Genomic DNA, 25,108 nt, shown 5'->3' with positions numbered 1-25,108 from the left:
GAATGTATCCTTTTTTGCAGTCATGTGTCAATTCTGACTGTGGTGGGGGAGAAGAAAAACCATAGATGAATGGAAATACGTAAAAGAAACCCCGAAATACTTGGGGTTTCTCCTCGAAAACAGAAAACCAGTTTTAGCCGACTCTTCAGTTAGTTTTCGCTTTGTCTGCTTTTTGATCCTCGTCATGGCGTGGGAAAACTACTTTTTCAAAGTTGCCCTCGACCATTTTTTGGACCATGGCGGTCAACTTCTCACTGCGTTCGTCAGCTTGCTCCTGTGTGAGCTTGCCTGCGCTCACAGCTTCTTTTACTTGCGCTTCCGTCTGCTTGACCAGAAGCGCTATTACATCGTCTGCATCCACGCCTTGCTCGTCTGCTATGGTCGCCAGAGATTTACCTGCTTTCAGCGCTTCCTGCAGCTGGGCAGCATCCAGGCTCAACAAAGAGAGCAGCTCTTCATTTTTATCGAAACCAATACCGAAGCCGATGCCTTTACCCGGCCCTCTGCCTTGGTGTGTATTCTCCACCATCGCTTTTACCCGGTCAGTTGCGTTTTCACTCATCTTGTCAGCCTGCTCCTGATTCAGCTTGCCTGCTTTTACTGCCTCTTGCAGCTTGGCTTCCTGCTGACCCGCCAAAAGAGCAACCACATCGTCTGTAGATACACCTTGCGCTTTGGCTACGGCTGCCAAGGATTTGTCTGCTTTCAGCTCTTCTTTCAGCTTGTCAGCATCCAGCTTCAGCAGGGAGAGCAGCTCTTCGTTCTTCTCGAAACCGCCAGCGAAGACCATTTCTCTGCCAAAGCCTCTACCTTGATGTGTGTTTTCCACCATCGCTTTGACATGCTCGCTTGATTTTTCCTTCATCTTGTCAGCTTGTTCTTGCGTTAGTTTGCCAGCGGAAACTGCTTCTGCTAACTTCGCATCCTGTTGCTTCACCAGCAGGGCCACAACATCATCAGTAGAGACACCCTGCGCTTCAGCTATGGCTGCCAGAGACTTGCCTGCTTTCAGCTCTTCTTGCAGCTTGTCAGCATCCAGCTTCAGCAGGGAGAGCAGTTCTTCATTTTTCTCGGAGCCAAAACCAAAGCCTTTTCCTTTGTCAAAGCCTCCACCCTGATGCGTGTTTTCTACCTGTTCTTTGATTCGGTCGCTGGCGTTTTCCGTCATTTTGTCAGCTTGCTCTTGTGTCAGCTTGCCTGCTTTTACTGCTTCCGCAAGCTTTGCTTCCTGCTGTTTCACCAAGAGCGCAACCACATCATCTGTTTCCACGCCTTGGGCTTCGGCTACGGCTGCCAAAGATTTTCCAGCTTTCAGCTCTTCTTGCAGCTTGTCAGCGTCCAATTTGAGGAGGGAAAGAAGATCGGTGTTTTCCTTGTAAGAGACCTTTATTCCAAATCCACCACGATGCTCCATCTTGCCTGTTGCGAATTTTACTTCCGCTGGTTTATTCAATTTCTCAGCTTGTGTTTGTGCCGTATCTGCCGCCAAAGCACTGCCCAGGCTTCCCAGACTCAGAACTGCTGCCATCGTTCCCAAAAGCATTCCCATTTTAGCTTTGCTAAACATATACACTCAATCCTTTCATCTGCTGTTGTCATTTCCTGCACCTCTTGGGTACATGACTAAGTGTACAGGTGCTTTTTTAGATTCCCCTTTGATAAAAGTGGAAAACTTGAGGGAAAGTCGAGGAGCTTGCGTAAAAACAAAAGAGGACGGATTGGACCGTCCCCTCTCCCATGCATTATTTGCCACCGACATCATACGTAGATTGGGCGACGTTGATCATTTCTTCTTCTGGCAAGTCACCTGCCAGCATAAATTCTACTCCGTCAAGCTCCCATGTGAGGATGCGACGATTGTCGTCAGTCTGCGCCAAGACTCCAATCGTAAATCCAAGGTTAACAGGCATACCTTGCTCATAAGAGGCGGATGCTTCGGTCGGACGTCCCTCAACCAGGTTGTAGTTATAGGTACCTTGGTAATTCAAGACGACAGTCCTCACGCCGTTCTTGGTCACAGGCTCAATATTTCCTTGCTTCACGCCTTCTGGGACATAAGTCGGTACAATTACCCCGAACTGGCTAGAAGGCTGCTTCATGACCTGGCCATTTGTTCCCATCGTCGGTATCGAAGTCAGGGAGCTGCTCGTCATGTTGCGATCTTTGTCAAAAGCATCTTTATCAAACGGCGGATTAAATACGAACTCGGTAAAGTTAATTTTGACCAGTGGCTGCATACTGGAATCCATTATTTCTGCGTGCGTAGGTTTGAAATCTTCTGTCAGCCAAATTTTTTGCTTTGTTAGAGAGCGATTGCCACTGTAGTTTGCTTTCACTTCAAAGACGTACTGCTTTTCTTCCATCTTCATCTGCCGCTCGGCGTCGTCAATAATACTACGAGCGAGTGTTTCATACAGGTAGAGCGGACCGTTGTTTTCTGGCCAGCCGCTCTGGAAGCGGAAGCTCTTGTTCAAATGAGGGGTGAGCACGAAAACTCCTTCCCCGTTCCGCAAGATGATCTGAGTGATGCCACGCTGCTTGGAGGTAAGTGCTACCCGATAGTTGTTCGGCTTTTCATACCAGACCTGGACATCGTACTCCATGGGAGTAGAGCCAGTCTGCATGGTCAAAACTGCTTGAGACTTGTACCCCGACATTTTTCCCAGCGTACCGCTCAAGTCACTCACCACATCTTCGGGTGTCTTTTGACCAAAGCAGCCGCCGAGCAGCAGAGAGAAGACCAACAATAACACCAGTGGTAAAGCTGCCCGTTTCATTCAATGAACTCCTCCTTGTCAAAATTTTCGACAAAGAAGGGCATCCCTGTCTATTTCCTGGGAAATCTGTCAGTCTTTCGCCTCATGCAGCGTTCATCGTGTCACTTGTCGGTTTATGCCTATGAAAGACGCGATATCGCTTGGATCGGCTGAAGACTTACCCTTCCTTTGTAAGAGCAGGTAGTCCCTCCTGATCTACGCGATATAAATGTATGTCCATCCTCGTCCCAATATGCAGACAAGTTTATAGATGTTCTACAACGACTTGTGCAATCGCATACGTTTGACTATGCGAAATACTCAGATGAACCCGCACACAAGCAGGATCTAGCCCTAAGCGAATATAAACCTCGTCTTTTATTTTCATTTCTGGCTTTCCGAGCTCAGTCGGCACGATCTCCATGTCAAGGAAGCTGATCGCTTTGCCGATCCCCGTTCCCAGTGCCTTAGCACCCGCTTCTTTGGCTGCGAATCGTCCTGCGACCATTTCCGCTTGCCTCGCTTCCGCCTTGCCTTGCAGCAATAACTGTTCTTCCCCGGTCAAAAACCGGCTGATCGCACTCTTTTGCCGTTTGATCAATGTAGAAATCCGTTCAATTTCTACTATATCTACACCAATGCCCATAATCATGGATTAACGCTCTCCCCATTATTTGATTTTACGCATCACAGTATCATTCGCCTTTAGTGTTGGCAAGCTGAATGCAAAAAAACCCTCGCTAAATTGCGAGGGTTACTTGCCATTTGCTACTCAGTGGCTTGGCCACCAGATTGTCGAGCAGTAGACTGCGCAGCAGATTGTTGGTTTTGACGACGAACTTCCGATACGTTAGTCTCGCTTGCGAATTCAGTAGCTTGGCCAGCAGATTGTTGAGAAGCAGACTGCGCAGCGGATTGTTGGTTTTGACGACGAACTTCCGATACGTTAGTCTCGCTTGCGAATTCAGTAGCAGCGTTTTGCGCTTGGCTCGCTTGGTTCATTCCAGCTTGACCAGCTTGACCAGCTTGTTTGTTTTGCTTAGGCATTGTTCCATTCACCTCCTCGACGTCACTGAAGTTAATTTGTACTGCGCTCTGATTTCGTATCCATCCTCATTTTCCCAGAATATTGGTAGGTAAACGACTTTTACAGCCTGCGAACTGATGGGAACCGGGAACTCTTGATGCGGCAAAAATTTTCGGGCATCCTAAAAGTGTTGAATGGAGCAGGATATTATTTGCAAGAAGCGAAATGAATTGTTTTCAGTTTAGATCGTCTGATAGAAAGGAGCGTATACGAATGGCCCACACTGTCATTATCTACACCCAAACCACATGCGGTCCCTGCCAGGAAGAAAAAATGTGGCTGACCCAGCAGCAAATTGCTTTCGAAGACCGAGACATCCGCAAGAACGACACCTACTTCCAGGAAGCGATTAACCTAGGCGCCAGCATGACACCAGTCACTCACATCAAAAAGGAAAATGGCGAGGAAATTGTCGTCCATGGTTTTGACAAAGAACAAATAAAAAAAGCGTTGGATCTTGTTTGATCCAACGCTCCTAAGACTGATCAGCCAAAGGATGGTTCATTCTCGGCTGATTTTTGTTTGACGACTGGTGACATATCCGGCAAGTGAGAAAGAATCTGCTTGACCGCAGGAGCGCACTCCGTATTGACTGAGTAGAATACCCATGGTCCCTTCCGACGCTCTTTTACCAAACCATGTGTCTTTAGCTTAGCTAAGTGCTGGGAAACTGAGGGCTGGGACGTTTGCAGAATCTCCACGAGATCACGGACACATAAGGACTGCACTTGCAGGAGAGCCATGATCGTCAAGCGAGTCTTGTCGCCAAGCAGCTTGTAAACCTCTGACAAAAACAGTACCTGCATCAAATCCATTTCCATACGAACCCACCTTTGCCTTGCATATCTGTATCCCAGTATACTATATGCCTTATAAGGTCGGGAAGATATGAACGTAAAAGTTCCGTGAATGAACTCTATACATCTCTTTGACTCATGGCTTCAATCAGCTTGTCCGCAGTACGTGCAGCCAGCGCCATTACTGTATTTGTCGGGTTGCCGCCCCCAGACGTGACAAAGGTAGAAGCACCTGCTATGAAAAGATTGGGAATGTCGTGACTCTGACCATATTCGTTGACAACGGAGGTTGCACGGTCATTGCCCATTCGACAGCCCCCCATCAAATGAGCTGTATCTGAGACGACATGCTCAGCAGTCCCTCCCACAGCCTCTACGATTCGCTTCATTTGGCCAATCGCATGCTTGTATAGCTTGCGATCATTTTCCTGGTAGCTGAATGTCACTTTTGGAACAGGCATACCGTATTCATCTTTTTCCCCGCTTAAGGTCACCGCATTGTCCGGATGCGGCAAGACCTCACCGACCAGAGTAATTCTAGCAAATTGATTATAATCAAGCATCGTTTCTCGGAGCTGTTTCCCCCATAAAAACGAGCCATCTTCCCGCTCTGCTGCAATTGCCCCCGCCATGGAGACTGGCCTTGCCCCGTGCGCACTCAAAGTGTAACCACGGGCAAAACCACGCTCCCGGTCAGTCTCGTAAAAATGCTGGGTTAACGCAAGGACAGGCGTCCCTTTGTACAAGCGAACCTCTTCTGGCAGACGTCCGTAAACGTCATGGCTGGAATGGGGCATGATCGCCTTGCCGACCCATCCGCTAGAATTGGCTAGACCGTCTGGAAACCGGGAAGTGGCTGAATTCAGCAGCAGCCGCGGAGTCTCGACGACAAAGCCTGCTAGAATGACCACTCGCGCCATTTGTCTGTGTGTCATACCATCATGATTGAACAGGACCCCACTCACTTTATCCCCTGCCATCAGTATTTCAGTGACCATGCAATCAGACAAGACCTCTGCCCCGTGGGCAATCGCTTTGGGAATGTGGTGAATCAGCCCGCTGTACTTGGCATTCGGCATACACCCTTGATTGCAAAAGCCGCGATTAATACAAGGCGGACGACCATCAAACGGGGCAGACAATATCGCCAATGGAGCGACGACACTCTCAATCCCCAGCTTGTCACAGCCTTCCCGGAACAACTGGGCATTCGCGCTAATTGGTTCCCGCACTGGGTACGGATAAGGACCGTTGAAAGCACCCCACGGAAAATGATCCGGACCGGAAACCGCTATTTCCCGCTCAATTTTGTCATAGTAAGGGGCCAGATCCTGATACGAAATCGGCCAGTCTTCCCCTACTCCATCTAGTGTCTTTGTCCTAAAATCACTTTCGTGAAACCGCAGGAATACCCCTGTAAAATGGACAGTCCCTCCGCCTACGCCGCGCCCGGAATTATTGTGCCCCAGCTTCAGAGGGTCTTTCCCAGCCACTAGTCTCGTCTCTTGCCACGCTAGCTTGCGCATGGACAGCTCATCACTGGCAAAGTCACTTTGCGGGTCCCAGAATGGACCTGCTTCAATCACCACGACACTGAGGCCAGCTTTAGCCAACTCATAAGCGAGCACACCGCCCGCTGCTCCGGCACCGACGATGCAAACATCTGCCCCGTCCGCATATTTTCGCTGATCCATCCCCCGCGAGCGGTGCCCTTCGTAATGATCGCTGTTGTGCGTAACCCGGTCATCCGTTGCCATTCGCTTTCGCCTCCCAGGGGTCCGTCAACCCTTTTTCCACCCGAACATACCCACGCGGATAAGCAGGGCCGCCATAACCGATGTCCGACCACACCAACGGATGAGAATAATAGGCTCCGACCGTGTTTTGCAGCAGTTGCTTAAAAAAATCAGCAGGAGCTGCACTCGTCCAGGCTTGCCCCCTCCGTACATTGCCCTCGGCGATTCCCTGAAGCAAGCTCTGTTGTTCCTCTGATTTCAAGGCAACAAAACTCTTTCCATATCCAGCCTCACTCTCGGCTTCCACTCCCGCGAGTCCCAGTCGGTACAATTCTTTTTTAGGTGGGACACCAACCTTCCTCTGCGATTCGCCGATCGGGCTTGCCGCCGAATCATCGAGATGCTGTGTTACGTAGGTCAATACTTCCAGTCGATGATCATTCACGAGCACGCTAACAATAGTCTGTAATAACAACGCTTCTGTTTCCGTGAAAAACTGATGGGCAACCTGAGCTGACCGCCTGGAACCAACGACCTTTTGGGTGTGATCATCCCATTCCTTATGCTGATCCCATACGTCATAGGAAGGATAATGACTGTGCTGTGCCATCTATTTCACCCCCAAAACAGGGCAAGAAGCCCCAGTGCCGACATAGCTGTAATTAACAAAGGGAGGATGATGGGAGGACCGACGAGGAAATTTTGACTTTGCGAGTAACCGCCTACCCGTTGTCCCACACCTACTGCATGCAAATAAGCCCCATATACGCCACCCGCCATTCCAATTATCATCATCAAGGCAAACACCCAGCGAAGCCAGCCAGCATTCATGAACGATAAGACAATAGCCGTTACAGCAAACACCGGAAGCTCAAGTACCGGAATCCACATAGCCCAATGACGAAAATTTTGTCTTGCGTGAAAGAGTGTGACCTGAATTGCAATCAACAAAAACGCAAGCCCTGCAAACAAAATCAGCACGCGTTCGATCGGCCAGCCTTGCCACATGGAAACATCCTCCTTTTTCGCTGCGATGCGCCTATTTTTTCCTAGCGGGCCTGGTCCTATTCCTGTTTTTTCCGTATCGAACAAGAGGCTTGCACTCTCCCTCTTTCGTTTGGTACCTATTTTTCTGGGCGAATGTCCGTCTCAAAACGCCTGGGATCCGCATTTATTAAGGATAAATGGACTTCAAAGGGGCGTTTCCAGATGAAGGCTAGGCACAGTCATTTATTGCGCTTTGTAAGAATTACTGATATCCCAGGTCATTTACACAGTTATGACACCCCCACAACGGTAAACGATCGTCATCGTCATCGACTGCGCGGAAACACCTCTCCTCCGCAAGGGGCAGGAAATGAACACGTGCACTATTATCAAGGTACCACTACGTTTAATGATGGCCATGTGCATTATTACAGCGGTTGGACTGGGCCGCCTATTCCCTTGCCGGATGGAAGCCATTACCATGAATTTTCAGGGCAAACGACTTATGATGATGGGCATATTCATTACTACCGAGGTATTACCAGCGAGGCCTTTTTATAAGCCTGCAGCAAAAAAGGATAGAGCTGGTCAAATTCAGCTTGACCTCCCTATCCTTCTTTTTAGCCTTATTCCTCGCTACCCGAGAAACAGCAAAGTGATATACAAACCGATCAAAGTAACCAACAAAGTAGGTACAGTCAGCACAATCCCCGTCCGAAAGTATTGTCCCCATGTGATCCGTACATCTTTGCGCCCCAGTACATGCAGCCAGAGCAAAGTAGCGAGTGATCCGATCGGTGTAATCTTCGGCCCCAAATCACTGCCGATGACATTGGCATAGATCATAGCCTCCCTAATGACTCCGTCTGCCTCCGTCCCCGTAATCGCAAGCGCATTGAACATCACGGTCGGCAAATTGTTCATCAGCGAAGAGAGGATCGCTGCAATAAATCCCGTCCCTATCGTCGTAGCGAACAAGCCGTCCTCCACCAGCACATCGAGCATCGTCCTGACCAGATCCGTCAAGCGAGCATTATGTAACCCCCAAACTACCACATACATCCCGATAGAAAAAATGACGACAACCCATGGCGCTTCCCTCATGATTCTACGCATCTGGATTGCTTTGCTACTGTGAGCAGCCAAGCAAAAAATCGCTGCGGCTCCCATAATGATGAACGAAACTGGCGTATGAATCGACTCGCTCATAAAAAAGCCAACCAAGAGCACCCCAAGGATCAGCCAGGAAAGACGAAACAAGCCCTGGTCACGAATCGCTTCATGCGGCTGTTTCAATTGCGACAAATCAACCTGCCTGGGAATGCTTTTGCGAAAATAGACAAACAAGACAAGCAAGCTCCCTCCCACCGAAAACAAGGTCGGCAGCACCATCCGTAAAGCATACTCGGCAAACCCGATCTCGAAATAATCTGCAGAAACGATGTTCACCAAATTGCTCACGACAAAGGGCAGCGAGCTGGTATCCGCAATAAAGCCGCTAGCCATCACAAAAGCCAGGACCATCCTGCTATCCAGCTTCAGTGCGCGTACTTGGGCCAGCACAATCGGTGTTAAAATCAGCGCTGTACCGTCATTGGTAAACAAAGCGGATACAACCGTCCCCAGCAAAATGACATAGACAAACATCAGCCGCCCATTCCCCCTGGACAACCGAGCCATATGAAGAGCAGACCATTCGAAAAAACCAATCTCATCTAAAATGAGCGAAATAATGATGATTCCGATCAAGGCAAACGTCGCGTTCCAAACAATGGAAGTAACCTCGGCCACGTCTGTCAGCGTCACGACTCCAGTAGCCAGCGCCAAGAGTGCGCCGCCCACTGCCGGATAACCAATCGACATGCCACGCGGCTGCCAGATAACGAATGTCAACGTGACCACAAAAATAAATAATGAGATCCAGACCACCGTACTTCTCCTCTCAACGATCCAATCAGCTTAATAAGAAAAAGAGCGAGCCCTGTACAAGGCCGCTCTTTTTACCATACTACATTCAATCATTATCCGAAACGTCCGGTGATGTAATCTTCCGTCCTTTTATCACATGGATTTTGGAAGATGGCTGGCGTATCGTCAAATTCTACAAGCTCACCGTTCAAGAAAAAGGCTGTCTTGTCGGAGATGCGCGCAGCTTGCTGCATATTATGGGTCACGATGACAATCGTGTAGGTGCCCTTCAACTCTTCCAGTAACTCCTCGATTTTGGCGGTGGAGATCGGGTCCAAAGCAGAGGTTGGTTCGTCCATCAGCAAGATCTGCGGTTGAACTGCCAGCGCACGCGCGATACATAGACGCTGCTGTTGTCCCCCAGACAAGCCTGTAGCAGGTTTTTTCAATACATCTTTCACTTCATCCCAGAGGGCTGCCGCCTTGAGGCTTGTCTCCACAATCTCGTCAAGCTTGTGGCGATCCATCAGGCCATGCAGTTTTGGACCATACGTCACGTTGTCATAAATGCTCTTAGGGAATGGATTTGGATGCTGAAAGACCATGCCGATGTTTTTACGCAATCTCTCCACTTCCACACTGTAGCTATAAATATCTTCATCAAATACCTTTACAGTTCCCGTAATCTTTGTATTTGGAACGGAATCATTCATCCGATTCAACGTCCGTAAAAATGTGGATTTCCCACAACCCGACGGCCCAATTAAAGCCGTAATCGAATGGGAATTTACATCGAGATTTATATCATAGAGGGCTTGCTTATTCCCGTAGAAGAGGTTTAGCTCTCTCACCGTAATAACGCTCATACGGTCCTCGCTCCTTTTTTAAACAGACTCTTTATGCTGCTACATCCGTTTTCTCCATCACTATATCGCGGCAATGTTATGCTTCTATGTGAAGTTTATTAAGTTTCAATAAAGATTTTTAGCAAAGTAAATTTACGGTAAATGTTGCTTGCAAACCATATACGCCCTCACTGGCAAAACCTACAATAAAGCTGAACGTTTTGTCGAATAAGGGGAGAGCATTTGATGCCGAGAAAAAAAAGAATACTAGGCAACTCGTCGTTTCATCATCGTTCCATTTTCACGAGGCTGTTCTTTGGAATCTTAGCAATGGTGATCGGTATGATGGCCATTGCCGCCATTTTTATCAGTCATCAATCCGAAGCTACGCTGAATGAAAAAACAAAACAACAACTGCAAGATGCATCCGGGTCTGCTATGCAGGAGGTCGACAGCCGAGTCCGAACCATCGTCACAGCGCTACAATCGTTTGCTTCTACTTACAAAAACAGTAAAGTAACGAACAGTCAATCGTTTGGCATTTTTTCCGATATTACAGCCAGCAATCCTACTATTTCCGAGATACAAGTAGCTACCAACGATGGTCGTTTTCTAACCTTTCCAGGCTCACCGCTCGATAGCGGATATGATCCGCGAAAAACGGACTGGTTTACAGGAGCATTCAACAATCAAACGGTTTTTGTCTCTGATGTCTTCCAATTCTCTCAGACCGAATTTCCAAAAATAGCGATCTCACTGGCTTTGCGCAATGAAGAAGAGGAGCCTGTCGGGGTTGTTGTAGCCTTCGTCTCGGTTCCCAAGCTGAGCGAATCGATCAGTCAAATCAAGCTGGGGCAGTCCGGTTATGCTATGATTGTCGATCAAGAGGGGAAACTCGTCGCCCATCCTGATCAAACCTACGCCCTGCAGCGGCCTTCTCTGAACCAACTGCCCATCGTTCAAAATGTGATCGCTGGCCAGTCTGGCATAGATGCAGCCAAGCTGAATGGAACGGATTACTTTGCAGCCTATCAGTACGACAGCGCGCTTAAATGGGGCATTATCGTCGTCCAATCTGTCCAGGAAGTAAAACAGGAGGTCCGTCGCCTGCAGCTGACGATCCTCATCGTCTCGTCGATCGGACTTTGCGCACTCGCCTTGCTCTTGTATTTATTCGTCCGTAAAATCATGCATCCACTCAAAGAAGTCCAGCAAAAAATGACTGCCTTTAGTGACGGCGACCTTTTTCTAACCATGCAAGTACAAAGCAATGATGAAATTCGTCAGCTTGCCGATAGCTTCAACCGAATGAGCTTGCAAATCCGCACCATCATCGGCAAAATACAGTACGTCATCGCAGACGTCAAACAAGTCGCAAGCCACGTGGGAAAAAGCTCCCGACACTCTCACGCGATGCAAACAGAAGTCGTCGCTGTGACAGAAAAGCTTTCTCTGGAGATGGACCAGCAGCAGGTACAAATTGATCATATTCACTCCATCATGGAGAGTATCACGAAGGAAATGTCACAGATCAACAGTTCCATGCAAACTACAGTCATGCAAAATCAAGAGTCCCGTGATCAAAGCTCCAAGGCTGCAGCCTCCATGGAACAATTAAAAGGGAATATGCAAAAAATTTCAGAGGATATGCGAGCATCACTCAACGCTATGTCCTCTATGAAGGAGAGCATGGATGACATCAGAGAAATACTAGAATTGATCTCCAGTATTTCAAAGAGAACCAAACTCTTGTCGTTCAACGCCCGTATCGAGGCATCACGAGCAGGTCATGCCGGGCTGGGCTTTGGGATCGTAGCTGATGAAATTCGCTTGCTCTCTGAACAAACCGAAGAAGCAACCACTCGAATCCAACAAGTCATCACCTCAGGCGAGCACCGAATGGCTCATGTCTCACAGTGCCTGGAAACAACCGATCACGCTACTATTGATGGAATCAACACACTGCATCAGGCTACTGTTATTTTTACAAACACTGTTCAGATTAGCGAAACACTGACCAATCAGTTTGAGACGATCGAAAAGCTCTCTGAATGGATTTATCGTCAAAGCCAGCTCATCCAGGAACGGGTAGACAACCTTGCCCATTCTGCCATGGAGGTCGTCTCTGGAACCCAGCAAGCTGTCGCCGCAAACCAGGAGAGCCTCTCTCTCTCCGAACAATTCCTTCATGACTCGGAAAGACTAACTGGCATTGTAGAAGATTTGGAACAGGAAATACGCTTCTTCCGAACAGCAGAAAAGCCCTCTGCATGAGGACAATACGTTAAAAGGAAACCTCCACCGCAGACTGGAAACTGCGATGGAGGTTTCTTTTTCAGCCAAAACGGCCGCTGATGTAGGCTTCTGTCTTTTCGTTTTCCGGGGAAGTAAAGATTTTGGACGTATCATCCATCTCCACCAGCTCTCCTAACAGGAAGAAAGCTGTTTTCTCGGAGATGCGCGCTGCTTGATGCAAGTTGTGGGTCACGATTACGATTGTGTATTCTTCCTTTAGTTGCATGACCAGCTCTTCGATTTTCATTGTCGAAATGGGATCCAGCGCAGAGGCTGGCTCATCCAAAAGCAAGATGGTTGGCTGCATGGCGATAGCACGGGCGATACAGAGCCTTTGCTGCTGTCCACCTGACAGAGAAAGTGCCGAATCCCGCAAGCGGTCCTTTACCTCATCCCACAAGGCAGCTTTGCGCAAGCTGTTCTCAACCAGTTCGTCCAGTTCACGTCTATCGGTCAAACCATGAAACCTTGGAGCAAATGCAATGTTTTCATAGATGGATTTAAAAAATGGATTGGCGCGTTGGAAAACCATCCCTACCACTTGGCGCAAGCCTTCGATGTTTACTTGCTCACTATTGATGTCGATCCCGTCGACAACAATAGAGCCTGTGACACGGCAAGAAGGGACGAGGTCATTCATGCGGTTCAGGCTTCTGAGAAGTGTTGATTTGCCGCAACCTGATGGGCCAATAAAGGCCGTGACGGAATTTCTTTCAATGTCCATCTGAATATCGGAAACAGCCCTCTTTTCTCCATAAAAAACAGAGACATTGCGCGTTTGAATAATGGTATCTTTCACGGCGTCTTGCATCGTGTCCTGCATGGTAAGTACGGACATGTCTACCACCTCTTCCTAGTTTGATCCTGACGTCATCTTTTTGTAAACCCATGTGCCAAACCAACGGGCCGAGACGTTAAAGAGCAAAACTGCAATGATGAGTACGGCGGCGGCTCCATCAGCAACATCCCGTGCATCCGGTGTCAGCCCCTCGCTGTTGACCTTCCAGATGTGCACAGCCAGTGTCTCAGCCGGACGGAACGGATTAAGCGGTGAAGTAGGGCTGCCCAGTGAAAAATCAGCGAAGTTCAGGTTAGGGGAAGACATCCCTGCTGTAAACAGCAGTGCTGCCGCTTCTCCAAAAACACGACCTGAAGCGAGAATCGCTCCGGTAATAATGCCTGGCAAAGCTGCCGGTAAAATAACAGAGACAATCGTCCGCCATTTGGTGATCCCCAGGGCCAGACTCGCTTCTTTTTGACTGCGCGGTACGTTACGCAGGGCGTCTTCCGTGACGCGGACCAAAAGCGGCAAATTAAATACCGTCAGTGCCAAGGCGCCTGAGAAAAGGGTATACCCCCATCCAGTCATGTTTACAAAAACCAACAAACCAAACAAACCGACAACAATAGAAGGAAGAGAAGACAATACTTCAATACTCATCCGGATAAATTGCGTAAACTTGTTATCCGGTGCATATTCAGCCATATATATACCTGCACCGATACCCAGTGGCAGGGCAATTAGCATAGTCAGAACGAGAAGGTACAAGGAATTAAACAACTGCGGTCCAATCCCGCCGCCTGCATTAACGATATCAGGTGGTGACGTAAGGAAGTTTAGGTTCAGCTTGTGCCACCCCTGTGACAAAATGAAGCCTAGCAATCCTACCAGTGTACCGATAATGAGAACGGCAATCAGCGTCAAAATGATCGTAGCGGCGCGGTCCATTACTCTCGCTTTCATCTATTTCACCATCCTTTTTCTGCCAAGAATCCGCAAAACCATGATGAAGATAAACGACATCGCCAAGAGCAATAAAGCCATCGACCAAAGAGCATTATTATAAGGTGTACCTTGGATCGTATTCCCCATGTTGAGTGTAATCCCACTCGTCAACGTACTGATCGGATCCAACAGGCTGCCAGGCAGCTTTGTCGTATTCCCGATGACCATTTGTACAGCCAAGGCTTCACCAAACGCCCGAGCCATCCCCAAAACAATCGCTGTTAAACATCCAGGAAGAGAGGAGTGCAAAACAACATTCCAAATCGTTTGCCAGCGGGTAGCACCCAAGGCAAGAGACGCATTGCGCAAATCTTGTGGTACTGCCTCAATGGCATCCGTAGCCACACTCGTAATTGTTGGCAAAATCATTAGGGCCAGTACGAGTCCCCCAGCCAACAAGCTAAATCCTAGCACATCAAATTGCTCACGAATAAAAGGAACAAGCAGGGTTAGACCCACGTAGCCGTAAACAACGGAAGGGATACCCACTAACAGCTCAATGACCGGCTTCAATACTTTTTTACCAAAGCCAGGGAATATTTCAGTCATGAAAATAGCGGCACCAATGCCGAGAGGAGCTGCAATCAACGCAGCCAAAGCGGTAACCAAAAACGAACCGAGAATAAAGGGAAACACACCGTATACCGATGGCTCACCCTCTGGATCCCATTTTACCTGTGTTAAAAATTCGCTAATGCTAACCCCATTTACAAAAAACGTAGACAGCCCTTTGGAAGCGATAAAATACGTAATGGACAAGACTACTACAACTAGCAAAGCCGCGCAGACCAACGCGATTGTTCTACCTGTTATATTCTCTGTGAACTGACGCTTGTTGTACGTCAGCATTTTTCGTGCAATCAATGATTGCCCCTTTGTCTTTGCCCCTTCAATACGATGGTTCATGTTCTCCCTCCTGGAAAGAAGACTTGCGCAAGCAAAATGAGGGGTAAGTGCCCCTCCACCCCTCAATCTTGCCTCTACCGTTTGACTATTTATTTTTGTGTTACTTTTCCTTCAACATCACGTTCTACTTTCATGTCAGTAATAGGCAGGAAGCCGAGCTCTGTTACTGTTTTCTTTTGAACTTCGTCAGTCAGGATAAACTCCAGGAATGCTTTCGCGCTGCCAGTAGCCTCACCTTTTGTGTACATATGCTCATAAGCCCATACTGGATATTTGTTGGAAATGATATTTTCTGCATTTGCTTCTACGCCATCCAATTTCAATGCTTTCACAGAATCGTTGAAGTAGGACAGAGCGAGGTAACCGATCGCACCTGGTGTTTCTGCAATGATTTTACGAACAGTACCCGAGGAATCCTCTGTGATGCCTTCTGCTTCTTCTTTTCCATCCAAAGCAAACTTGCTAAAGGTAGCGCGTGTTCCGGAAGATTTTGGACGGTTAACCAGCGTGATTTTCATGTCATCGCCGCCAACTTCTTTCCAGTTTGTAATTTTGCCAGTGAAGATGTCGATCAGTTGTTGTTTGGTCAAGTTATCTACTTTTACTTTCGGGCTAACCGCCGCTGCCATACCAACAACAGCTACTTTATGGTCAACCAGCTCATTCGCCGGAATTCCTTTTTTCTCTTCTGCATAGATGTCGGAGTTACCGATTGTTGCAGCACCACTTGCTACTTGGCTCAGACCAGTACCGCTTCCTCCGCCTTGTACTTGAATTTGCACGCCTTGATTTTTTGCCATGAAGTCTTTCGCTGTTTGTTCAACGAGAGGTTGCAGCGCCGTAGAACCAACTGCAGTAATAGGCTCGCTGGATGTTGTCTCCGCCGCAGGTTTGCTAGCATCAGGTGTTGCTGGTGTAGCTGCAGGAGTTGAAGTTGCCGGTTGTTGAGCTGGAGCTGGTGCAGCATTATTGCTTCCACAACCTGCGAGCAGGGCTCCTACAAATGTCAGCGCCATAAACATTTTGCTGAGCTTTTTCATGTGATGAAAATCCTCCTTAAAAGGTTCGGTTTTTTCTCTCTTACAAGTACAAACTATACAGGTCGAATGTTGTTGTATTGTGTTGCCATTGTTAAGCTTTCTTAAAGATGAGGCCCAATTTTGTATAAACTCACGCGTGCTTGGAGAAACTTTGCTTAATCTGTTAAGAGGTGATTATTTTGGACAAACTGGCCTTAATTCTCGTCATTATCGGTGCAATAAACTGGGGGTTAATCGGGCTTTTCAAATTTGATTTGGTCGCAACCCTTTTTGGCGGATCTGATTCTCTCCTTAGCCGAATCGTCTATACACTCGTTGGGTTGGCTGGTATTTACGCAATCAAATTTTTTAAGCGGGAACGGGAACGAACCTAATAAAAAAAGCGGCACCCCCTAAGTAAACAGGGCGTGCCGCTTTTTCTATTACAAGAAGCTTTATCGTGTGAGTGGTTCCGAGATTTCTACGTGACCCATCAACGATTCGGCTTTTTTCCCGTCTTCGAGAATGACAATTTGCTCTACTTCCGGGAATTGGAAAATGGTTTTCTTCAAGGCATCAATGGCCATACCTTCACCGCTGGAGCCTAAATTGTACTGATTTTTGCTGTCAGCATCAATCGTTAACGTCCCTTTGTCAAATGTCACAGAATGATAGTGGAAGTCTTTCCACAGTGGTACATGATCATCTGTTTTTTGTGGCTTCTCTAACATCGAGAGTGCTTTTTTATACTTTTCGATGTCCTCGGCAAAAGAAATTTCCTGCTCTTCCTTTTGCAGCTCCATCAAATCGTTATCCGAATAGTAAACGGTAATGGTTTGTTTCGTCAGTTTTGGCTCTGTTGTCGATGGAGTCGAGCCAGACGGCTGTTCAACTGGCGTCGTTGGCTGCGGCGCTGGAGCCGCCTTTTGCCCGCAACCGGCCATGAGCAACATGGCGAGTGCTGCCATCCAGATCATACGACTTTTTTTCATCGTAAAAAGCCTCCCTTACTGATAAGACTGATAGTATTCACGGATAGCCGCTACTAGCGCTTTCGCAATTTTGTCCTGGAACGCTGGATTTGTAAGCTGTGCGTTCTCTGTCGGATTGGAAAGGAATCCAGTTTCTGTAAGAACAGCTGGCATGTTCGTATTTTTAATGACATAAAAGCCGCTAGCCTTGACTCCCCGATCCTGGAACTGCGTAGCACCTTGCAGATGTTTATGTACGACTTCCGCAAAGGTCTTGCTGTTGGCATTGTAATAGAAGGTTTCGGTACCTCCCGCTTTGCCGCTTGGAGCCGCGTTTGCGTGAATCGAAAGGAACAGATCAGCCTCCCGTTCATTGGCAATGGCAGCCCGCTCTGACAGCTCGTAAAAAACATCTGTCGTGCGGACAGGTACTACCTGAAACTCTGGATACTGCTTGAGCAGCTCAACCACCTTATTAGCAACAGCCAGGTTATAATCTTTTTCATGGTTGCCCGTAGTACCGAGCGTACCTGGATCTTTACCGCCGTGCCCCGCATCAATCACGATTAAATATCCCGTTTTCTGCGGTTTGGGTGTCAATTGCACCTCAATACCATCATCCGTATACTCCAGATTGTACTGACTCTTCTGATTCAATTCAATGACGACACGGACGGTATCAGGTGAAGCACTGTATTGGCTGTAACGCAGCGATGCGATCAGTGGTTCAGTCTTGGACTCTTCCATATCCTGATCTTGATCTTGATCTTGCTCTTCATCCTCATCCGTTGCCTCTACGTGTTCCTTTTCTTCTGTCTCACCGATACTGCCTACATTAGTATTTTGCTCCTCTAACAGCTCGATGAGATCGTCATTCAAAGCCGTCTGCGGCAGATCCAAAACAATGCGATGTGGGCCGGTCAACACAAAAGATTGTGCCTGGACAGGCATCGTCGTTTCAATGTGTACGCGATCCCCGTCACGCGATAAACCTTGCAGGTGGTTCAGTCGATCGATCTCTACCAAGTTCTTTTTCTTATTCCAAGCGAATGAGCCTCCCAGCTCACTCTCTACTTGTTCTAATGAAAGAACCAATTGGTCATCAATCGTCAGACCTCGTTCAGGTCGTTTCCATGCAAATCCCTTTTGTCCAACCTGCTGCGCAACTGCCTGTGCCGAAACATACATCGTATCAGACACCAGATACGTCTTGATTGCCTGCGCAGGTATGTGACCGTTCAGCATTACCTGTGGCGTTTCGTTTGCAACCACTGTACGGTTACTGTTATCCCAGCCTACCGTAACCCCCAGCGATTCCCCGACAAAACGCAGCGGCAACAGCATGCGCTGCCCTACAATGACAGGCGCTGTATCCAGATTAACCTGTTTGCCGTTCACCAAAGCCCTTCGAGAATCCAGCGTAAGGGAAAGTTGTTGTGCCCCCCGTGTAATCACGGCTGTTCGAGAAGCTTCATTCCAAGCTACCTCTGCCCCGAGTCCTTCAGCGATCACACGAACAGGAACCAGTGTCCGTCCATTCTTGATGACTGGCGGCACATCAGGCTCTACAGCTTGTCCACCGATCATCAGCTTGACGCTTTCATCTGTCGCTGCCTTTGCAGCTGTTGCCCAACCGGGGATCAATAGCAGGACCAGCAGTGCTAGAAGCAGCGGGTACAATCCTCTTTTCATCATGACCTCCTCCGTGATGTCTGTTTTTTTGTGGCTTCAGCCATTGTGCAACGTTCACCATTCTATTAGACGCTTCATGATCTGTAAAGTTTATAGTCTTTTGGTACCAAATCAATCACAAACAGAAAAAAGTGCCGGTTCACGGCACTTTCCTGGTCGTTTTTCTTTTGAAAATCATTATCTCTATTCTAATTCTCTTTCCTCAAAATCATAGTCGACAGGCTTTGGCGCAACGTGTGCGTTTTTCAAGGCTGGCGTATCCGGACGTGCGATCTGATAAACCGCAGCTCCTACGATTTCAGCCACTTCCTGTAGCTTGTCCTTGCTTATTTTGTCTATGCTGTCTTCCGGCGAATGGTACCAAGGCTCTACCGGTGCATGGATGAACAACGCTGCTGGAATGCCCACTTCTGCAAAGGGAACGTGGTCGCTTCGACCTTCACGACCATAGTTTACAGTCTCGGACAAGCGTGATCCGGCTGCCGCCCCCAAGTCAGTGACGACATTTTTCTCCCCATCTACTGTATACATGATCAATTTACCGGCATCCCTGCTTCCTACCATGTCCATTTGGAACATGCCCACCGTATTTTCCACATCCTCTTCCGACAGGGATTCCACGTAGGCATAGGAGCCAAGAAGTCCGTTCTCTTCCGCTCCGAAAGTAATGAAGCGGATTTCCGTATCTGTCGGCATATTCGCCATGACACGCGCCAGCTCAAGCGTTGTCGCTGTACCAGAGGCGTCGTCATTGGCACCAGGTGCCCCTTCTACCGAATCGTGATGAGCACCGACAATGATGATTTGCCCGTTGTCCTTATTTTTGTCCGGTTTTTTGGTGGCAATCACGTTGTATGAGGTACTTTCCTTGGTCTCTGCCCCTTCCACGGTTACTGTTGCGGTCAGCTCTTCGCCCGCATCCAATTTCTCCAGGAGCTCTTCTCCTTGCTTCTTCGTGAGCGCAAGGACTGGAACAAAGCTGTCATCCGGTCCTCCAAGTGTCCCGTTGATGGTGCCGGAGCTGTTATTAAAGATAATGACAGCTTTTGCCCCTGCCTCTGCAGCATTTTTCACTTTATCCGCAAAAGAGATCTCCCCGCGCTTTATCAGCGCAATTTTGCCGTCCACATCCACGTCGTCCAGATCACTCTCTCTACCCAACCCGGCATAAACCAATTCTTCGGTCACACTTCCGTTCACTCCATAGGTAAAGGTGCCCAGATCCCAATCGGTGTCTTCAAATCCACTGACGGAAAAAGAAAAATCGGTCGGCCCTGAAAAACTGTAAAACTCAAAAGGCTGCCGTTCTGTATCATACCCATACGATTGAAACTTCTTTTCAATATATGTAACAGCATTATGCTCAGACTTTGTTCCGGCCACTCTCGGTTCTTCTGATAACTCCTTCACCATTTTGTAAATGTTGTCTACCTTTATTCTTTTGACGATCTTGTTGTCAAATGCACTGTCAGAAGGATGTGGTGCAGCGTAAGCAGTCATTCCGAACGTCAAACTTGCCACAAGACAAAAAGGAACTAACGATTTTTTCAACATGCTTGTCCTCCTCAATAATAAGAAGTTTACATTCGTAGACAATTATGCCAGAAATTCAATTTTTTGTATAGTGTAAATAGTCTGATATTTCCGCATGACAAACGGCATAGATCCGATCTCCAAAAAAAAGAGGCGTTTCCCGAAATGAACGCCTCGCGTGACATGTTAACGAAACAATCCACGTCGCTCTCTCCTGCTTACCTGCTCAACAGGTCCCTTTAGCATATTTAATCCTCCATTTGCCACAAACTGCTGGATCATGGATAGGACCGCAGGATTGGACAAGACCTTGATCGATTCCGCCACCTTGGGGTTCTTTAATTGTGGGATAGCTCCACTGAGGTGTGGCAAAAGCGGTAGTAAATCTTCTAGTGAAAAGGCAGGCTTTGGTTTTTCCGGAACGGGCTGAACAGGAATGGGGCGTCGGCGTGCCCCGAATAAAATGCTGCGCCGCGGCTCAATCGCGGGTCTCGCCTTGAGTCGACCCAATGTATCTTTCATATCCTGCAGCTCCTGGCGAACTTGATTCATCTCGCGCATCATCTGCTCATTACTCGTATGGTGAGCATCTGCGAGCTTATTCATCGTCTCGATCAGGTGATCCTGGGAGTCGGCCTGCTTTTGCTTCTTTTTCGTTTTGGAAGCGATAATCCCACCTCCCTCCTTTTTACGCTCCCCCTTATTTAAAGCGTTTCTTGATGTTGTTCAAGTCTTTGGCATCAACGCCCTTCTTGGACAGTTTATTCATGAGACTACCGACGTTTTCGGTTTTGGACATTTGTCTAAACTGCGCCACATAGCCATTCAGCTCTTTATCTGTGAAGTTCTTTCCCATTTTCTTGCCCATTTCACGGATGACGTCTTTGAGGCCAGCATCTGTCTTCAACTTATCCTTGGGAATCGACTTTACAATACTCAGCAATTTGCCAATATCCACAGTTATCCCCCCAGATCACAGTTTGTTTCCTTTCACTCTATGTCAGGAAGTGCACGGTGGATTGGTCATTTGTCCATGAGTCGTCAAAAAAAAGAAGAGAGGCACACAGGGCGCCTCTCGTTTCTTACAACTATTATTGTGCGATGTCAGCGTTTTTGTAGTCGACATGGCCGAGACCGTCGATAACAACGCCAGTAACTTTATCGTTTTGTACCCAAGATTGCGTGTAGAAGTAGATTGGCATGATAGGCATATCATCCATCAGGATTTGCTCAGCCTGTGCCAGGATCGCTTTACGTTTCTCTGGATCTTTCTCCAAAGCGGATTGGTTCAAGAGCTCTTTGTACTTCGGATTTTCCCAGTTGGTGTCGTTGTTGCCACCTTTTTTCTCCTTGTACAGCTCCAGGAAGTTGATTGGATCGTTGAAGTCACCCAACCAGCCCATACGACCGATTTGGAATTTGCCTTGGTGCAGATCTTCGATGTACACTTTCCACTCTTTGTTGTCGAGCTTCACGTCTACGCCGAGGTTCTTTTTCCATTGGTCTTGGATTGCTTCTGCGATCTTTTTGTGACCTTCGGAAGTGTTGTAAGAGAGAGTGATGGTTGGCAGCTTGGTGATGCCTTCTTCTTTCATACCCTCTTCCAACAGCTTTTTCGCTGTTTCCAGATCTTTATCCTTGTAGTAGCCATCTTTGTTCAAAGCCATGGACGGTGGTACTGCACCTGTTGCAGGGAGTTGACCTGCTTGCAATACATTGTCGATCAGAGCTTGACGGTCAATGGAGTATGCGAATGCTTTACGGATTTTCACGTTGTTGAACGGTGCTTTTTCCGTATTGAATTTGTACCAGTAAGTACCCGCGATTGGTTGGGTTTTCATTTTACCGGCATCTTTCAAAGCCGGGATCGCGTCAGTTGGCAGGGCGCTAGTAGGTGCACCAGCCCAATCGAGCTCTCCGTTATCAAACATGGACAGCTCTGTGTTCTCATCTTCTACCATAGAGAATTCGATCTTGTCCAATTTTACGTTGTCTTTATCCCAGTAGTTGTCGTTCTTCGCCAAAGTCAGCTTGTTTTTGTGCTCCCAAGCCTCCAGTTTGAACGGTCCGTTACCAACGTGAGTTTTTGCGTCAGCAGCCCATTTTTCGTTGGATTCTACTAATTTTTGATTTACTGGGTAGTAAGTATAGAAAGCTGTCAGCTCAGTGAAGAATGGAGTCGGGTTTTCCAGAGTTACTTCCAAAGTTTTGTCGTCGACCGCTTTTACGCCAACGTCTTCTGCTTTAGCCGTTCCTTTGTTGAACGCTTCACCATTCTTAATGTAGTACAGCTGGTATGCATAGTTGGAAGCTGTTTTTGGATCCAGAGCGCGTTTCCATGCAAATTCGAAGTCTTTAGCCGTTACTGCATCGCCATTGCTCCATTTTGCATCGCGGATTTTGAATGTATATGTTTTGCCATCTTCGGAAACCGTGTAGCTCTCCGCTGCTGCCTCATGTACTTTACCGTCGCCACCGTTACGAGTCAAACCTTCGAAAGTAGCGCGAACGATGGTGCCAGAAGTGGAATCTTCTGCAATACCTGGGTCAGCTGTTGGCGGCTCGGAGTGCAGGTTCAGTCGCAATACTTTTGCTCCAGCTGCTGGTTTTTCAGCTGTGCTTCCTTGCGCAGCTTTGTCTGCTGGCGCGGCTGCTTGGTTAGCGCTGCCACAACCTGCGAGAGCTGCCCCAAGGACGAGGATGGAACTCATTGCTACGAAAACATTCTTTTTCATACAAGTAATCCCCCTTTTCTAAATCTTTTTTCAATATACATGCATTTATATTATTTTTAAACATGTTTTAGATTGATTTAATAAATTTTTATTTATTTATAAAGATTGTTAATCAATTATAAAAATAAATTTACTGATAAAATAAAACGGAAAAAGATTCCTAAGTTCTATAAAAACGAATAAACCCTTATTAAATCAAGGGTTTATTGGCCTATCCAATTATTTTCTATTCTATATTTCCCCACGAGAAATAGCTGAAGGTGCATTTTTATTTTCCTTTATTTATAAAATTTTGAATTTATCGAAACTTTTCCATTCAACTACATGGCATTCGAAGCCTTTGTTTGAAAACAAAAAAAGAAGGGTTGTACACCCTTCTTCTCTCGTAGTTGATTATTGAATGTCCGCCCATTTCCAGTCTACAAAGCCCAGACCGTCGAGAACAACACCTTTTACTTTGTCGTCCTTCACATAGGAATGAGTGTAGTAATAGATTGGTGCAGCTGGCATTTCGTCCATGAGCAATGCCTCTGCCTCGGCCAGAATCTGTTTGCGTTTTTCTGGATCCTTTTCAACAGCGGATTTGTTCAGCAGCTCCTGGTACTTCGGATTTTCCCAGTTGGTGTCGTTGTTGCTGCCTTTTTTGAGCTTGAACAGATCCAGGAATGTGTATGGATCGTTGTAGTCGCCAGTCCAGCTGGAACGCGCGATTTGGAATTTGCCTTGGTGCATGTCATCCAAGAATACTTTCCACTCTTTGTTCTCCAGCTTCACATCTACGCCCAAAACCTTTTTCCATTGGTCCTGGATCGCTTCAGCGATTTTCTTGTGACCCTCGGAAGTGTTAAAGGAAAGAGTTACGGTTGGCATTTTGGTGATGCCTTCTTCCTTCATACCTTCTTCCAGCAATTTCTTCGCTGCTTCTGCATCGTTATCTTTGAAGTATGGGCTGGTTGCAACAGCCATTGTCGGCGGTACGAGACCCATTGCTGGTTCTTGGTTGGTTTGCGTCACGTTATCGATGATGGACTTGCGGTCAATCGCATAAGCGAACGCTTTACGGATTTTCACATTGTTGAAAGGCGGTTTCTCCGTATTGAATTTGTACATGTAAGTTCCCGCAATTGCACGTGTTTGCAGTTTGCCGGAATCTTTCAATGCTGGAATTGCATCTGTCGGGAGTGCACTCGTAGGGGCACCTGCCCAGTCCAGATCGCCATTGTCAAACATGGACAGCTCGGTATTCTCATCCTCTACCATGGAGAAGTCGATCTTGTCCAGTTTAACAACATCTTTATCCCAGTAGTTCTCGTTTTTTGCGAGAACAAGCTTGCTCTTGTGCCCCCAAGTATCAATCTTGAACGGACCGTTACCTACGTGTGTTTTCGCTTCTCCGGCCCATTTCGGATCGGACTCGACTACTTTTTGGTTAACCGGGAAGTAGGTGTAGAACGCAGTCAGCTCCAGGAAGAAAGGAGTTGGGTTTTTCAAAGTCACTACAAGTGTTTTGTCATCTGTGGCTTTAACGCCAACATCTTCTGCTTTCGCTTTTCCGGTGTTGTACTCCTCAGCGTTTTTCAGATAGTACAGTTGGTATGCATAAGTGGAGCCGAGCTTCGGATCGAGCGCTCGCTTCCAGGCGAATTCAAAATCTTTAGCAGTTACGGCATCGCCGTTGCTCCATTTGCTGTCGCGCAGGTGGAACGTGTATGTCAAGCCATCTTCGGATACGTCGATTTTTTCGGCAACGGACTCATGCGGTTTGCCGTCTTCACCAATACGAGTCAAACCGTCAAATGTCGCACGCAAAAGAGCGCCGGAAGTGGAATCCTCAGCCAAACCAGGGTCAGCTGTTGGTGGTTCACTCTTCATGTTCATGCGCAAAACTTTTGGACCGTTAGTTTGTTCACTGCCAGTAGAACTTCCTTGCCCTCCTGCTTTCTCGCCGCCGCCACAGCCAGCCAGCGCAGCACTCAACACAAGGATAGAACTCATAGCTGCAAATACGCTTTTTTTCATTGGTGTTGACCCCCTTATATATCGGTAAAACTCCAT

25 protein-coding genes are annotated in these 25,108 nt (G+C 47.6%); 4 read left to right on the top strand and 21 right to left on the bottom strand.

Annotated elements, in window-relative coordinates:
- Positions 1–145: 145 nt before the first annotated feature.
- From ACIFQN_RS26035 to ACIFQN_RS26020, 4 genes are all read right to left on the bottom strand, one after another.
- Positions 146–1,567: a hypothetical protein gene (locus tag ACIFQN_RS26035; RefSeq protein ID WP_429835945.1), complete on the bottom strand. Its 1,422-nt coding sequence runs from the start codon at positions 1,565–1,567 to the stop codon at positions 146–148.
- A gap of 175 nt (positions 1,568–1,742) precedes the next feature.
- Complete coding sequence (locus ACIFQN_RS26030) at positions 1,743–2,777, bottom strand: DUF4367 domain-containing protein (protein WP_429835944.1); 1,035 nt, start codon at positions 2,775–2,777, stop codon at positions 1,743–1,745.
- A 244-nt stretch (positions 2,778–3,021) separates the two neighbouring features.
- Positions 3,022–3,408, bottom strand: coding sequence for a holo-ACP synthase (acpS, locus tag ACIFQN_RS26025; protein ID WP_429835943.1), 387 nt, complete (start codon positions 3,406–3,408; stop codon positions 3,022–3,024).
- Between the two features lie 116 nt (positions 3,409–3,524).
- On the bottom strand, positions 3,525–3,803 hold the full coding sequence (locus ACIFQN_RS26020; RefSeq protein ID WP_429835942.1) for a gamma-type small acid-soluble spore protein: 279 nt from the start codon (positions 3,801–3,803) through the stop codon (positions 3,525–3,527).
- A gap of 253 nt (positions 3,804–4,056) precedes the next feature.
- Between ACIFQN_RS26020 and ACIFQN_RS26015 the strand changes: the two genes are divergently transcribed.
- Positions 4,057–4,308 (top strand): glutaredoxin family protein, encoded by a 252-nt coding sequence (locus tag ACIFQN_RS26015; protein ID WP_429835941.1) that lies wholly within the window; start codon positions 4,057–4,059, stop codon positions 4,306–4,308.
- 20 nt (positions 4,309–4,328) lie between these two features.
- Here ACIFQN_RS26015 and ACIFQN_RS26010 read toward each other — a convergent pair whose 3' ends face one another.
- The 4 genes from ACIFQN_RS26010 to ACIFQN_RS25995 form a co-directional block, all read right to left on the bottom strand.
- Entirely contained in the window at positions 4,329–4,664 is a 336-nt protein-coding gene (locus ACIFQN_RS26010) for an ArsR/SmtB family transcription factor (protein ID WP_429835940.1), read from the bottom strand.
- 95 nt (positions 4,665–4,759) lie between these two features.
- Positions 4,760–6,334 (bottom strand): GMC family oxidoreductase, encoded by a 1,575-nt coding sequence (locus ACIFQN_RS26005; RefSeq protein ID WP_429835977.1) that lies wholly within the window; start codon positions 6,332–6,334, stop codon positions 4,760–4,762.
- Between the two features lie 49 nt (positions 6,335–6,383).
- Complete coding sequence (locus ACIFQN_RS26000; protein WP_429835939.1) at positions 6,384–6,986, bottom strand: gluconate 2-dehydrogenase subunit 3 family protein; 603 nt, start codon at positions 6,984–6,986, stop codon at positions 6,384–6,386.
- Positions 6,987–6,991: 5 nt separating this feature from the next.
- Entirely contained in the window at positions 6,992–7,384 is a 393-nt protein-coding gene (locus tag ACIFQN_RS25995; protein ID WP_429835938.1) for a hypothetical protein, read from the bottom strand.
- 201 nt (positions 7,385–7,585) lie between these two features.
- On the opposite strand from ACIFQN_RS25995, the gene ACIFQN_RS25990 reads away from it, so the two are divergent.
- Entirely contained in the window at positions 7,586–7,924 is a 339-nt protein-coding gene (locus tag ACIFQN_RS25990) for a YmaF family protein (protein WP_429835937.1), read from the top strand.
- 75 nt (positions 7,925–7,999) lie between these two features.
- Here ACIFQN_RS25990 and ACIFQN_RS25985 read toward each other — a convergent pair whose 3' ends face one another.
- The gene (locus tag ACIFQN_RS25985) at positions 8,000–9,292 is read right to left on the bottom strand and encodes an arsenic transporter (RefSeq protein ID WP_429835936.1); all 1,293 of its coding nucleotides are present in this window, start codon (positions 9,290–9,292) and stop codon (positions 8,000–8,002) included.
- Between the two features lie 92 nt (positions 9,293–9,384).
- On the bottom strand, positions 9,385–10,137 hold the full coding sequence (gene pstB / locus ACIFQN_RS25980; protein ID WP_429835935.1) for a phosphate ABC transporter ATP-binding protein PstB: 753 nt from the start codon (positions 10,135–10,137) through the stop codon (positions 9,385–9,387).
- A gap of 225 nt (positions 10,138–10,362) precedes the next feature.
- Here pstB (ACIFQN_RS25980) and ACIFQN_RS25975 point away from each other — a divergent pair, with 225 nt between their 5' ends.
- Positions 10,363–12,390, top strand: coding sequence for a methyl-accepting chemotaxis protein (locus ACIFQN_RS25975; RefSeq protein ID WP_429835934.1), 2,028 nt, complete (start codon positions 10,363–10,365; stop codon positions 12,388–12,390).
- Positions 12,391–12,451: 61 nt separating this feature from the next.
- Here ACIFQN_RS25975 and pstB (ACIFQN_RS25970) read toward each other — a convergent pair whose 3' ends face one another.
- The 4 genes from pstB (ACIFQN_RS25970) to ACIFQN_RS25955 form a co-directional block, all read right to left on the bottom strand.
- Positions 12,452–13,249, bottom strand: a complete 798-nt coding sequence (gene pstB, locus ACIFQN_RS25970; RefSeq protein ID WP_429835933.1) for a phosphate ABC transporter ATP-binding protein PstB — start codon at positions 13,247–13,249, stop codon at positions 12,452–12,454.
- Positions 13,250–13,264: 15 nt separating this feature from the next.
- Positions 13,265–14,155, bottom strand: a complete 891-nt coding sequence (gene pstA / locus ACIFQN_RS25965; protein WP_429835932.1) for a phosphate ABC transporter permease PstA — start codon at positions 14,153–14,155, stop codon at positions 13,265–13,267.
- On the bottom strand, positions 14,156–15,103 hold the full coding sequence (gene pstC / locus ACIFQN_RS25960) for a phosphate ABC transporter permease subunit PstC (RefSeq protein ID WP_429835931.1): 948 nt from the start codon (positions 15,101–15,103) through the stop codon (positions 14,156–14,158).
- An 89-nt stretch (positions 15,104–15,192) separates the two neighbouring features.
- Positions 15,193–16,143 carry a phosphate ABC transporter substrate-binding protein gene (locus ACIFQN_RS25955; RefSeq protein ID WP_429835930.1) on the bottom strand — a complete coding sequence of 317 codons (951 nt, stop codon included), beginning with the start codon at positions 16,141–16,143 and terminating at the stop codon, positions 15,193–15,195.
- Between the two features lie 179 nt (positions 16,144–16,322).
- Between ACIFQN_RS25955 and ACIFQN_RS25950 the strand changes: the two genes are divergently transcribed.
- A complete protein-coding gene (locus ACIFQN_RS25950) occupies positions 16,323–16,517 on the top strand; it encodes a DUF378 domain-containing protein (RefSeq protein ID WP_429835929.1) in 195 nt (64 codons plus the stop codon).
- 60 nt (positions 16,518–16,577) lie between these two features.
- On the opposite strand, the gene ACIFQN_RS25945 is transcribed toward ACIFQN_RS25950, so the two are convergent.
- The 7 genes from ACIFQN_RS25945 to ACIFQN_RS25915 form a co-directional block, all read right to left on the bottom strand.
- The gene (locus tag ACIFQN_RS25945) at positions 16,578–17,114 is read right to left on the bottom strand and encodes a GerMN domain-containing protein (RefSeq protein ID WP_429835928.1); all 537 of its coding nucleotides are present in this window, start codon (positions 17,112–17,114) and stop codon (positions 16,578–16,580) included.
- A gap of 15 nt (positions 17,115–17,129) precedes the next feature.
- Entirely contained in the window at positions 17,130–18,785 is a 1,656-nt protein-coding gene (locus tag ACIFQN_RS25940) for an N-acetylmuramoyl-L-alanine amidase (protein WP_429835976.1), read from the bottom strand.
- Between the two features lie 183 nt (positions 18,786–18,968).
- Positions 18,969–20,339, bottom strand: coding sequence for a M28 family peptidase (locus tag ACIFQN_RS25935; RefSeq protein WP_429835927.1), 1,371 nt, complete (start codon positions 20,337–20,339; stop codon positions 18,969–18,971).
- Between the two features lie 165 nt (positions 20,340–20,504).
- Positions 20,505–20,924, bottom strand: a complete 420-nt coding sequence (locus ACIFQN_RS25930) for a hypothetical protein (protein ID WP_429835926.1) — start codon at positions 20,922–20,924, stop codon at positions 20,505–20,507.
- A 94-nt stretch (positions 20,925–21,018) separates the two neighbouring features.
- Positions 21,019–21,276 carry a hypothetical protein gene (locus ACIFQN_RS25925; RefSeq protein ID WP_429835925.1) on the bottom strand — a complete coding sequence of 86 codons (258 nt, stop codon included), beginning with the start codon at positions 21,274–21,276 and terminating at the stop codon, positions 21,019–21,021.
- Positions 21,277–21,409: 133 nt separating this feature from the next.
- On the bottom strand, positions 21,410–23,053 hold the full coding sequence (locus ACIFQN_RS25920) for a peptide ABC transporter substrate-binding protein (RefSeq protein WP_429835924.1): 1,644 nt from the start codon (positions 23,051–23,053) through the stop codon (positions 21,410–21,412).
- Positions 23,054–23,446: 393 nt separating this feature from the next.
- The gene (locus ACIFQN_RS25915) at positions 23,447–25,072 is read right to left on the bottom strand and encodes a peptide ABC transporter substrate-binding protein (RefSeq protein WP_429835923.1); all 1,626 of its coding nucleotides are present in this window, start codon (positions 25,070–25,072) and stop codon (positions 23,447–23,449) included.
- Positions 25,073–25,108 lie beyond the last annotated feature (36 nt).

The organism is Brevibacillus sp. NRS-1366 (assembly GCF_050467985.1).
The sequence above is the reverse complement of the archived record's forward strand: the minus strand, read 5'-3'. Positions and strand labels throughout refer to the sequence as shown.